General features: G+C 72.0%; 10 protein-coding genes. 8 read left to right on the plus strand and 2 right to left on the minus strand.

Annotated elements, in window-relative coordinates; all coding sequences use genetic code 11:
* The first annotated feature begins 51 nt into the window (after window positions 1–51).
* Window positions 52–447: a DUF4112 domain-containing protein gene (locus LH62_RS18105; protein ID WP_082012642.1), complete on the plus strand. Its 396-nt coding sequence runs from the start codon at window positions 52–54 to the stop codon at window positions 445–447.
* Window positions 448–501: 54 nt separating this feature from the next.
* On the opposite strand, the gene LH62_RS18110 is transcribed toward LH62_RS18105, so the two are convergent.
* On the minus strand, window positions 502–903 hold the full coding sequence (locus tag LH62_RS18110) for a RidA family protein (protein ID WP_052214651.1): 402 nt from the start codon (window positions 901–903) through the stop codon (window positions 502–504).
* A 101-nt stretch (window positions 904–1,004) separates the two neighbouring features.
* Here LH62_RS18110 and LH62_RS18115 point away from each other — a divergent pair, with 101 nt between their 5' ends.
* The 3 genes from LH62_RS18115 to LH62_RS18125 all read left to right on the plus strand — a co-directional run bounded on the left by LH62_RS18115 (window position 1,005) and on the right by LH62_RS18125 (window position 4,886).
* Window positions 1,005–1,829 (plus strand): oxaloacetate decarboxylase, encoded by an 825-nt coding sequence (locus tag LH62_RS18115; RefSeq protein ID WP_043363482.1) that lies wholly within the window; start codon window positions 1,005–1,007, stop codon window positions 1,827–1,829.
* Window positions 1,830–1,890: 61 nt separating this feature from the next.
* On the plus strand, window positions 1,891–3,093 hold the full coding sequence (locus LH62_RS18120) for a CaiB/BaiF CoA-transferase family protein (RefSeq protein ID WP_043363484.1): 1,203 nt from the start codon (window positions 1,891–1,893) through the stop codon (window positions 3,091–3,093).
* A 161-nt stretch (window positions 3,094–3,254) separates the two neighbouring features.
* Window positions 3,255–4,886, plus strand: a complete 1,632-nt coding sequence (locus tag LH62_RS18125; protein ID WP_052214652.1) for a carboxylesterase/lipase family protein — start codon at window positions 3,255–3,257, stop codon at window positions 4,884–4,886.
* Window positions 4,887–5,118: 232 nt separating this feature from the next.
* Here the strand turns inward: LH62_RS18125 and LH62_RS18130 are convergent, their stop codons facing one another.
* Window positions 5,119–6,699 carry an ABC transporter substrate-binding protein gene (locus LH62_RS18130; RefSeq protein WP_043363486.1) on the minus strand — a complete coding sequence of 527 codons (1,581 nt, stop codon included), beginning with the start codon at window positions 6,697–6,699 and terminating at the stop codon, window positions 5,119–5,121.
* A 185-nt stretch (window positions 6,700–6,884) separates the two neighbouring features.
* Here LH62_RS18130 and LH62_RS18135 point away from each other — a divergent pair, with 185 nt between their 5' ends.
* From LH62_RS18135 to LH62_RS31560, 4 genes are all read left to right on the plus strand, one after another.
* The gene (locus LH62_RS18135; protein WP_052214653.1) at window positions 6,885–7,892 is read left to right on the plus strand and encodes a tripartite tricarboxylate transporter substrate binding protein; all 1,008 of its coding nucleotides are present in this window, start codon (window positions 6,885–6,887) and stop codon (window positions 7,890–7,892) included.
* 28 nt (window positions 7,893–7,920) lie between these two features.
* Window positions 7,921–8,691: an enoyl-CoA hydratase/isomerase family protein gene (locus LH62_RS18140; RefSeq protein ID WP_043363487.1), complete on the plus strand. Its 771-nt coding sequence runs from the start codon at window positions 7,921–7,923 to the stop codon at window positions 8,689–8,691.
* A gap of 2 nt (window positions 8,692–8,693) precedes the next feature.
* The gene (locus tag LH62_RS18145; RefSeq protein ID WP_043363489.1) at window positions 8,694–9,872 is read left to right on the plus strand and encodes an acyl-CoA dehydrogenase family protein; all 1,179 of its coding nucleotides are present in this window, start codon (window positions 8,694–8,696) and stop codon (window positions 9,870–9,872) included.
* Window positions 9,873–9,876: 4 nt separating this feature from the next.
* Window positions 9,877–10,536: acyl-CoA dehydrogenase family protein (locus LH62_RS31560; protein ID WP_201445535.1), on the plus strand; the 660-nt coding region annotated here is incomplete at its 3' end.

Genomic DNA, 10,536 nt, shown 5'->3' on the forward strand with positions numbered 1-10,536 from the left:
GCACCATCGGCTGCACGAGGCGTTCCCTGGGTGACCCATGGGGAGGAGAGGATGAGCAGCCAGCCGGCCGCGGATGTCAGGGGTATCGCAGGCAGCCGCGAGCAGGACATGCCTGCCCGCCTCGAGATGATCGCGCGCTTGCTCGACAGCAACTGGCGGATTCCGGGCACGGGAATACGCTTCGGGACGGATGCCCTCCTGAGCCTGCTGCCGGCCGTCGGCCCGGTCGCCTCCACGGCCGTGTCGGCCTACCTGATCTGGGAGGCGCGCCGGCTCGGTCTGCCCGCCGGCTTGCTCCTGCGCATGGTGGCCAATGTCGGGCTGGATGCAGTCATCAGTGCCGTGCCGGTTGCAGGCTCCGTCGCCGATGTCTTCTTCCGCGCCAACCTCCGCAACATGGCCCTGCTGCGACGGCATCTCGAGCGGCGTGGCCGCCGGTCTCGGTAAGGCAGCACCGGCTGGCGGGGCGGGGGCTTGTCGTCAGCGTCCGCCAGGCCGCGCTCACGGCTCCGTCTTGCCGGCCGGCACCGTCTCAGCCAGGGCAACGCAGGCAAACCCCACCCGTGCCTCGGTCGGAACGCCGAACAGCGCGGTATGGCGGGCCGGCAGCCCGGCCGGGAAGTGCCGCACATACTCGGCGTTGCATGCGGCGTAGTCGGCGCGGTCGCTGATCAGCATGGTGACCTGCACGACCCGGTCGAGGCTGCTGCCCGCCTCGGCGAGCAGGCCGGCGATGAAGGCAAGCGCATTGCGCACCTCCTCGGCCGCGGTGGCGCCCCGGTGGACCCCGCGCGCCGGGTCGTGCGGCGCCGAATGGCCCGAAACCCAGACCAGCCCGCCGGCCTTGACCGCCCGGCTGAAGGGACGGGCCTCGCCGGGCCCCGGTTGGCCGAGAAACTCCATGGAACTCGCCCCTCGCTGCTGTCGCCCCAAGGCTGGGGACGAGCGCATCTATCGGTCAATCCGCATCGTGATAGGCTTCCGCCGGGACGGGAGGACAAGCCATGCCTGCCAGCCAGGGCGAGAAGGCGGAACGCTTCCAGGCATTGCACCGGCGCGCCGGAGCATTCGTCATCGCCAATCCCTGGGATGCCGGTTCCGCCCGGGTGCTTGCCGCGCTTGGCTTCGAGGCGCTGGCGACCTCCTCGGGCGCATGCGCCGGCACGCTCGGCAAGCGCGACGGGGCCGTGACCCGGGATGAGACGCTGGCCCATGCGCGGGGGATCGTGGAGGCGACGGACCTGCCGGTGTCGGCCGACCTCGAGCGCGGCTTCGCCGATGCGCCTGCGGATGTCGCCGGGGCCATCCGGCTGGCGGCCGGGATGGGCCTCGTTGGCGCCTCGATCGAGGATGCCACCGAGCGCGCCGACAGGCCGCTCTACGGCCTGGACGAGGCGGTGGCGCGGATCAGGGCTGCCTCGGAGGCGGCCAGGAGCCTCGGCTTTCCCTTCATGCTGACGGCGCGGGCGGAGGGCTTCCTGCGGGGCGAGCCCGACCTGGCCGGTGTGATCGCCCGGCTGCGCGCCTATGAGGAGGCCGGCGCCGACGTGGTGTTCGCCCCCGGGCTGCCCGACCTCGAGGCCGTGCGCATGGTCTGCGCCGCCCTGTCGAAGCCGTTCAACTTCATGGCCGGGATCAAGGGAAGGTCGTTCGCGGTCGCGGAGCTAGCCGCGGCCGGGGTGAAGCGGGTCAGCCTTGCGACCTCGCTCTACCGCATGGCCATGACCGGCTTGATCGAGGCCGCGCAGGAGGTGAGGGAGGCGGGCACCTTCGGCTATGTCGACCGGGCGCTGCCCACGCCGCAGCTCAACGGCTTCATGCAGGGCTAGCGGCCGGCCCGGGGGCCGAGGCCGCGGCGCAGCTGCGGGCGATGACAGGGAGATGTCACGGATGACCGGGATCTTCGCGGGCCTCAAGGTGATCGATGCGGCGACCTATGTGGCCGGGCCCTCGGCGGCCACGATCCTGGGCGATTTCGGCGCCAGCGTCATCAAGCTGGAGCCGCCCGGCGGCGACGCGTATCGCGGGTTGGCCGGCGCTCCCGGCCAGCCGCGGAGCGGGACGGACTACCCCTGGATGCTCGACAACCGCGGCAAGCGGGGGCTCGTGCTGGATCTCAAGCGCGCCGACGCCCAGGCGGTGCTGCACCGCATGATCCGTGCCACCGACATCCTGGTGACCAACACCGTGCCGCGGCTGCGCGCCGGCCTCGGCATCGAGCCGGACGCCTTGCTGGCGCTGAACCCAAGGCTGATCTACGCGGCGCTCACCGCCTATGGCGAAACCGGGCCGGAGGCCGACAAGACCGGCTTCGACGCCACCGCCTACTGGGCCCGCAGCGGCCTGATGGATCTCGTCAGGCCGGATGCCGGTGCCCCGCCGGCCCGCTCGGTGGCCGGCATGGGAGACCACCCGGCCGGCCTCGCCCTTTACGGCGCCATCGTCACGGCGCTCTACCGGCGCGAGCGGACGGGGCAGGGGGGCCTGGTGCATGCCTCGCTGCTCGGCACCGGGCTCTGGTCCAACGGCTTCATGGTGCAGGCGGCGCTGGACGGGGCGGAGTTCATCCCCCGGCCGCCGCGCGAGCAGGCGCCGAACGCCATGGTCAACCTCTACCAGGCCGGCTGCGGGCGCTGGTTCCTGCTGGCCTTGCTGAACGAGGCGCGGCAATGGCCGGCGCTGCTGGAGGTGCTTGGACAGCCGGGCTGGGGCGGTGACCCACGCTTCGCCGACCAGGCGCAGCGCCGGGCGAATGCGCCGGCGCTGGCCGCCATGCTGGGGGCCGCCTTCGCGTCGCGCAGCCTGGCGGAATGGCGGCCGGTGCTGGATGCCGCCAGCCTGACCTTCGATGCCGTGACGACCACGGCGGAGGCGGCAGCGGCAGACCAGCCGCGTGCCACGGGCGCCATTCGCCCGACGGCCGCCGGCCACTGGACGGTGGACAGCCCGCTCCACGTCGCCGGCGAGGCGAAGGCGCCGGCGCCGCCGCCGCCCGGCCTCGGCGAGGATGCCGAGGCGATCCTGGCCGAGCATGGCTACGCGCCGGCGGAGATCCGGGCGCTGCGCGAGGCCGGAGCGCTGGGCGGGCGGTAGCGCGGCAGGCCCCGCACGGCCGCCGCATCCCACTTGTCTGCGCAACCATGCCTGCTCCGGCGGCCAGCCCGGCCGGCTGGGCTTGATCCGACCCGGCCGGGATGGGCCAATGGCCTCGCAGGCCGCCGCCAATGCCCGCCAAAATGCCGAGGGAACCGTCCATGCCCGAGCCCAAGCCCCTGTCGCCCCGCCGCCGCGTGCTGACGGCCGGTGCCGCACTGGCCACGCTGCCGCTGCCCGGCCGGGCAGCCCCCGAGCCGCTGGCCGAGACCACGCATGGCAGGTTGCGCGGCAGCGCCAGCCAGGGCGTCCTGGCCTTCAAGGGCGTCCCCTATGCCGCGAGCCCGACCGGCGCCGGCCGCTTCAGCCCGCCCGGCGCGCTGGCGCCCTGGGCCGGGGAACGCCGGGCCGACACGCATGGCGCCTCGGCACCGCAGCTCCGCGGCGCCGGCCTGCCGGTATTCGCCTATACCAATCCGGTGGCGGAGCAGAGCGAGGACTGCCTGACCCTCGCCATCTATACGCCTGGCCTGCGCGACGGCCGGCGCAGGCCGATCCTGGTCTGGCTGCATGGCGGCGCCTGGAGCAGCGGGGCCGGCACCGCGCCCGTGCTGGACGGCAGCGCCCTAGCCCGCGAACAGGATGTGGTCGTGGTGGCGGTCAACCACCGGCTGAACCTGTTCGGCTTCCTCCAGGCCGAGGGCCTGCCGCCCGGCGCCGGCAACAACGGCGTGCTCGACATGGTGGCGGCGCTGCGCTGGGTACGCGACAATGCCGAGGCTTTCGGCGGCGATCCGGGCTGCGTCACCATCTTCGGCCAATCCGGCGGCGCGGCGAAGGTGAGCGCCCTGATGGCGGCACCGGCGGCGCAGGGGCTGTTCCACCGCGCCATCATGCAGAGCGGGTCCGGCGCATTGAGCCTCGCCACACCGGAGGATGCCGCCCGCGCCGCCCATGGCCTGCTGGCCGAGTTCGAGCTGCGCCCGACCGATGCTGCGCGGCTGCGCGACATTCCCGCCGACCGCCTGCTGGCGGCGATGGCCAAGGTGGTGGCGGCCAATGGCGGCGCCAACAACTTCCGACCGGTGCTGGACGGCGTGGTGTTCCACCGGCATCCCTTCCACACGGAGGCGCCCGCGGCGGCGCAGGACGTGCCGCTGCTGATCGGCTCGGCAGAAACCGAGGTGACCTTCTACCTGGCGCCGGACCGGGCAAATTTCTCGATCGGCGCCGAGCAGTTGCGTGCCCGGGTGCGGCGCTTCCTCCGGCTCGACGCGGAGGCCACCGAGCATGTCCTGGCCGGCTACCGGGCGGCGCTGCCTGCCGCCTCGCCAAGCGACCTTCTGGTAGCGATCTGCTCCGACCAGAACTACCGCATGAGCATGATCCAGGCGGCCGAGTTGCAGGCCGGGGCGGGCGGCGCACCGGCCTGGCTCTACCTGTTCACCTGGCGCAGCCCGGCCATGAGCGGTCTGCTGCGCACGCCGCATACCGCGGAGTTGCCCTTCGTGTTCGGCAATCTGGAAAGCGCGGCGGAGTTCACCGGCGACGGCGCGGAGCTGCCGGCGGTGCGCAGCCGGATGATGGCCCTTTGGGCCAATTTCGCCCGCACCGGCCGCCCCCAGGCACCGGACGTGCCGAGTTGGCCCCCCTACGAGGCCGGCCACCGTCCGACCATGCTGCTGGGCAACGACGCCCGCCTGGCGCAGGACCCGGGCGGCGCAGAACGCCAGGCGATGCGCGGGGTGCCGCGCTTCGAGTACGGCCACCCGGTGACCTTCGCCCGCGACTGAGGCCGCGGGTGACACGAGGCCGGCTTCACGCCTCGCCTGTCGTCAACGGTGCCAAGCACCGAAGCCCCGATGTACGAGGCTGCAGCGACTGCCGCATCCGGCCGTCGCTGCAGCTTGCTTTCGGAACGGCGCAGCTTCGCGGGCACCGCGCTTAGGTGCTTGATGATGAGGTCATGCGACGCCGATGGGGCGCGTCCGTGGGCTTCGAAGCCTTGGGCCTTTCACGGCCGCTCTAGCGTGCCGCGGGCCGTACCGCGGCGGGGTCGTTGCGCTCATCCATGCGCGCTTCGTAGGTGAGTTCGGACCGCATCGCCCAGAGCGCGTTCTGCAAATAGAGCGGCACCAGCATCGCATCGTCCAGCGCCGCCTGGCTGGCGCGGCGCAACAGATCCTCGCGCCGCGCCTCGTCCATCTCCACCTCGGCCGCCGCCACCAGCGCGTCCATCGCCGGGTTCGAGTACTGCAGCCGGTTGGCGGCGCCGTGGCCCGCCTCACGGCTCGGGGTGCGCAGCACCGAGTTCAGCAGTACCGAGGCCTCGCCGGTGGAATTGCCCCAGGTGAGCAGCGCCGCCGGCGCTTCCCGCCGCGTCGCGCGATTGATGAAGGTGGCATAGGGCTGAGCCTCGACCGTGGTGCGGATGCCGATGCGCGTCCACATCTGCCCGAGCGCCTGCACCACCCGGGCATCGTTCATGTAGCGGTCGTTCGAGCCGATCAGGGTGAGGCCGAAGCCCCCCGGATAGCCTGCCTCCGCTAGGAGGCGGCGCGCGCCTTCCGGATCGGCAGGCGGCACGGGCCGGTCCGGCAGGGCGCTGTAGGTGCCGGGCGGCATGAACTGCGTGGTGGCCAGCGCCGCGCCCTGCATCACCCGCTCAACGAGCATGCGCCGGTCGATCGCCATGGCCAGCGCCCGCCGCACGCGGAGATCGGCCAGCGGATTGGCCTCCAGCGGCCCGCCATTGGCCGCCGTCAGCAGCGGCACCGGGGGCGGCCGCGTGCCGTCGAGGGTGACATACATCACCCGAAGGCTGGTCGTCTCGGCAAGGCGGAAGCGGCGGTCGGCACGAAGGCGGTCGAGATCGCTGGTCGGGACTTGGTCGATGAAATCCACGTCGCCGGCGAGCAACGCGGCGGTGCGCGCCGCATCATTGGTGATCATGCGGTAGGTGACGCTCGTCCAGTGCGGGCGCTCGTCCCAATAGGCGTCGTTGCGCGCCAGTGCGATGCGGTCGCCCGCCGCATAGGAGGCGAGGCGGAAGGGGCCTGTGCCGATGGCGAGCCGGCCGCTGTTGAAATCTGCCGTCGTCGCATCGGCATGCAGGCGGCGGCTGAGGATCAGCACCTGCGAAAGGTAGGTCGGCAGCAGCGGCGCCGGCCTATCGGTATGCAGGCGCAGCCGGCGCTCATCGAGGATCTCGACCCGGCTGATCGGCCGGATGTGGGTGGTGTAGGAAGCGCCGGGGCCGCGCACTTGCGGGATGCGCTCGAAGGTGAAGGCGACGTCCTCGGCCAGCAGCGGCGTCCCGTCATGGAAGCGCACGCCCTCCCGCAGGGTGAGCTCCCAGGCTTCCGTGCCGATCGGCCGCCAGCTTTCGGCGAGGCCGGGATGCAGCCGCGCTTTCGCATCCGTCGTCAGCAGCGTGTCGAACAGCATGGCCCCGACTTCGCCGTTCGAGCGGAGCAGGTGGTAGTGCGGATCGAGGGAGGAGACCGGGGAGCCAAGGCCCATGGCCAGGCTTTGGGCCATGGCCGGGGCGGCCAGGCAGGGCAGCATGGCCAGGCCGAGCAGCAGCCGGCGCGGGCAGCGCGACATAGGACGTCCTCCTCCTACCGACCGGCCGGTCGGGTCTTCGTTGCCGCGGACGCTACGGCGCACGCGGCGGCAGGACAAGCCCCTGGTGACGCCGCGCTTGCAGGGGTTGGCTGGGAGGGCTAGGGTCCGCCCGTGACCCGACCGATCGGTCGGTAGGTCTGCGCGGACGGTAGGGAGGGCCAGGAATGACGACAGGCCGGCTTCGCCATGGGCTTGCCATGGCAGGGGTGTCCCGCCGGGCCGCCCTCGGCGGTCTGCTCGGCCTCGGCGCCGCCTCGGCCGCCAGGGCGCAGGCTTGGCCCAGCCGGCCGATCCGCATGATCGTGCCTTTCGCGCCGGGCGGCGGCGCCGACATCACCGCGCGCTTCGTCGCCGAGCCGCTGGGCGCCGCGCTTGGCCAGCCGATCGTGATCGAGAACCGGGGCGGGGCGGGCGGCACCATCGGCACCGCCGCGGTCGCCCAGGCCCCGGCGGATGGCTATACGCTGCTCTACGGCACGCCGGGCCCGCTGATCACCAATCCGCATCTCATGGCTTCGCTCCCGTATGACGCGGAGCGGGACTTCGCCCCGGTGAGTGTGCTGACAAAGGGCGCCTATGTGATGGCTGTGCACCGCGACGTGCCGGCTCGCAGCGTGGCGGAAGTCATCGCTCTCGCGCGCGCCCGTCCGGGCCAGTTGACCTACGCCAGCTCCGGCGTCGGCGCCGGCAGCCACTTGGCGGGCGAACTGCTTTGCATCGAGGCCGGGATCCGCATGTCGCACGTGCCCTTCCGCGGCACCGGGCCGGCCCTGCAGGAGACGGCAGCGGGGCGGGTGACGATGTCGATCGATTCCTATGGGCCGATGCTGCCCCTGCTGCAGGCCGGCAACCTGCGGGCCATCGCCGTCACCAGCGCGGAGCGCATGCCGGAACTGCCGGACCTGCCCACCATCGCCGAGACGATCCCCCGGTTCGAGGTCACTGTTGTCAACTATGTCTGCGTCCGGTCGGGCACCTCGCCGCCGATCATCGCGCGGCTGAACGAGGCGCTGGTGCGGGTCCTTTCCGATCCCGCGCTGGATGAGCGGATGCGCGCCGCCGGGTCGAGCCCGCCGGGGGGCAGCACGCCGGAGGAGCTGGGCGCGCTGCTGCGCAGCGAATCCGCCAAATGGGGCGAGGTCATCCGCCGTGCCGGCATCCAGGCCGGCTGACCCAGGCAATCGAGAAGGAACAAGCGGAATGTCCACCGATGTCGTGAAGTTCGAGGTGGCGGATTACGTGGCCGTCGTCACGCTGAACCGTCCGCCGGTCAACGCGGTGAATGCGGAGCTGCGCGACCGCCTGATCGAGATCTTCGACGCGGCCACCGACCGCGACGACATCCGCGCGCTGGTGCTGACCGGCCAGGGCAAGATCTTCTCGGCCGGCGCCGACCTGCGCCAGCGGCCGGATGCCTCGGTGGCGGGGCAATACTGGCACCACAACCGGGCAACGCGCGAGACCGGCAACGCCATCAAGGAATGCGCCAAGCCGGTGATCGCCGCGGTGAACGGCGCGGCGCTCGGCGCCGGTTTCGGGCTGATGGCGGCCTGCGACATCATGATGGCGAGCGAGACGGCGGTCTTCGGCATGCCGGAGATCGATGTGGGCCTGGCCGGCGGTGCGGCGATGCTGAACCAGCTCCTCGGCAAGTCCTTCACCCGGCGGCTGATGTTCACCGGCGACCGGCTGCCGGCGGCGGAGCTCTACCGGCTCGGCGTCATCGATTCCGTCTGGGCACCGGACGAGCTGCTGCCCGCGGCGATGCGGATGGCGGCCCGGATCGCGGAGAAGAGCCCGCTCGGGATCAAGTATGCCAAGAACAGCTGCAATTTCGTCGAGCTGATGTCGCCCAAGGACGCCTACCGCTTCGAGCAGAACTTCACCTATGAGCTGTCGAAGACCGAGGATGCGAAGGAAGCGCGCACCGCGCAGCTCGAGAAGCGCAAGCCCGAATTCAAGGGCCGCTGAGCATGTCCGCCGTCATCGACTACGAGGCCTTCCGCGCGGAGGTCCGTGCCTTCGCCGAGACGCGCTGCCCGCCCGAGATCCGCGCGGTGGTGGCGACCTACCGCAAGCTGTCGCGCAAGGTCTGGTATCCCTGGCAGCGGATCCTGTTCGAGCATGGCTGGGGCGCGCCGGGCTGGCCGAAGCAGTATGGCGGCACGGGCTGGGACCTGAAGCAGCGCCACATCTTCGACGAGGTGATGGCGGAATGCGACTGCCCGCCGCAGTACCACCACGGCCTCCGGCATATCGGCCCGGTCATCATCGAATACGGGTCGGAGGAGCAGAAGGGGCGCTTCCTGCCGGGCATATTGAGCGGCGAGGACTGGTGGTGCCAGGGCTACTCGGAGCCGGGCGCAGGCTCCGACCTTGCCTCGCTGCGGACCGCGGCGCGGCGGGAGGGCGACGAATACGTGGTGGAGGGGCAGAAGACCTGGACCTCCCACGCGCATGAGGCGGACTGGATGTACACGCTGGTCCGCACCTCGAAGGAGGCGAAGAAGCAGCAGGGCATCAGCCTGCTGCTGATCCCGCTGAACGCACCGGGCATCACCATCCGGCCGATCCGCACCATCGATGGCTGGCACCACGTGAACGAGGTCTTCCTCGACAATGTCCGCGTGCCGGTGGCCAACCGCGTCGGCGAGGAAGGCGGCGGCTGGACCTATGGCAAATTCCTGCTGGAGCGGGAGCGGCTGGGCGGCGCCAATGTCGCGCCGGCGCTGCGCAACCTGGAGCGCACGCGGGAGCTTCTGGCGCGCGAGCTGGGCGGCGAGGCGCAGCGACTGAAGCGCGCCATGCTGGAGGAGCGGCTGCTGCTGGCCGAGGCCGAACTGCGCGGCGCCCAGGCGCTGGGGCAGGAGGCGATCGCGGCGGTGATGGAGGGCCGGCCGCTTGGCCTGCTGCCTTCGGTGCTGAAGCTCGGCACCAGCGTCACCTTCCAGCATGTAGCGGAAGTGGCGCTGGATGCTGTCGGCGAGCGGCTGGCGCCGCGCTTCCGCCCGACCGACGCAGCCGGCCCCAATGCCGAGGCGCCGGGGGTCGAGTGGGTGCAGAACTACATGTACAGCCGCGTCCGCACGATCTACGGCGGCAGCAGCGAGGTGCAGAAGAACGTCATCGCCAAGCAGCTCTTCGGGTCCTGACGCCATGCCCTTCACCGCCGTGCCCATCGTCGCGGGCGATGCCTTCGACCAGGCCTCCCGCATCGGCCAGGAGGCCGACAGGCAACTCGCCCTGATCGACGACCCCGCGGGGCAGCTCGCCTGCCTGCGGCGGCACTGGGACAGCCTGGCCGGCCTCGGCTGGCTCGCCGTCGCCATGCCGGAAGAGGCGGGCGGCGCCGGCGGCACGCTCTCGGACCTCGCGGCGCTGGCCGGCGGCGCCGGGCGAGGGGGTTTGCCGCTGCCCATCGCCTCGGCCTGCGGAGTCATCCCCTATCTGCTGGCCGACCAGCCCGCGCTGCTGCCCGGACTGGCGGAGGGACAGCACCGCATCGCCTTCATCCCGGCCGATGCGGCCGTGGACGAGGCGGCGGATGTGCCGCGCCTGGCGCCGGACGGGACGCTGACCGGTGCCGTCGTCGGAATCGAGAGCCCGCCCGACCCCACGCATCTGCTGCTGGTGCTGGGCGGCGCGGAGCCGGTCCTGCTGCTGCTGCCGGCCGAAGCGCGAGGGATCGCCGCGCGGCACTATCTCCGCATCGACGGCCGGCCCTCCGCCGACTGGCGCTTCAGCGGCACCATGGTCGAGCCGGGCTGGATCCTCGGCCGCGGCGAGGCGGTGACGTGGCGGGGGGCGGGGGGGCGC

Origin of the sequence: Belnapia sp. F-4-1 (genome assembly GCF_000802185.1) — a bacterium.
Lineage (GTDB): Bacteria > Pseudomonadota > Alphaproteobacteria > Acetobacterales > Acetobacteraceae > Belnapia.

Coding starts and splice junctions, on each gene's coding strand:
- LH62_RS18105 (WP_082012642.1), top strand. CDS start 52: ATGAGCAGCCAGCCGGCCGCGGATGTCAGGGGTATCGCAGGCAGCCGC.
- LH62_RS18110 (WP_052214651.1), bottom strand. CDS start 903: ATGGAGTTTCTCGGCCAACCGGGGCCCGGCGAGGCCCGTCCCTTCAGC.
- LH62_RS18115 (WP_043363482.1), top strand. CDS start 1,005: ATGCCTGCCAGCCAGGGCGAGAAGGCGGAACGCTTCCAGGCATTGCAC.
- LH62_RS18120 (WP_043363484.1), top strand. CDS start 1,891: ATGACCGGGATCTTCGCGGGCCTCAAGGTGATCGATGCGGCGACCTAT.
- LH62_RS18125 (WP_052214652.1), top strand. CDS start 3,255: ATGCCCGAGCCCAAGCCCCTGTCGCCCCGCCGCCGCGTGCTGACGGCC.
- LH62_RS18130 (WP_043363486.1), bottom strand. CDS start 6,699: ATGTCGCGCTGCCCGCGCCGGCTGCTGCTCGGCCTGGCCATGCTGCCC.
- LH62_RS18135 (WP_052214653.1), top strand. CDS start 6,885: ATGACGACAGGCCGGCTTCGCCATGGGCTTGCCATGGCAGGGGTGTCC.
- LH62_RS18140 (WP_043363487.1), top strand. CDS start 7,921: ATGTCCACCGATGTCGTGAAGTTCGAGGTGGCGGATTACGTGGCCGTC.
- LH62_RS18145 (WP_043363489.1), top strand. CDS start 8,694: ATGTCCGCCGTCATCGACTACGAGGCCTTCCGCGCGGAGGTCCGTGCC.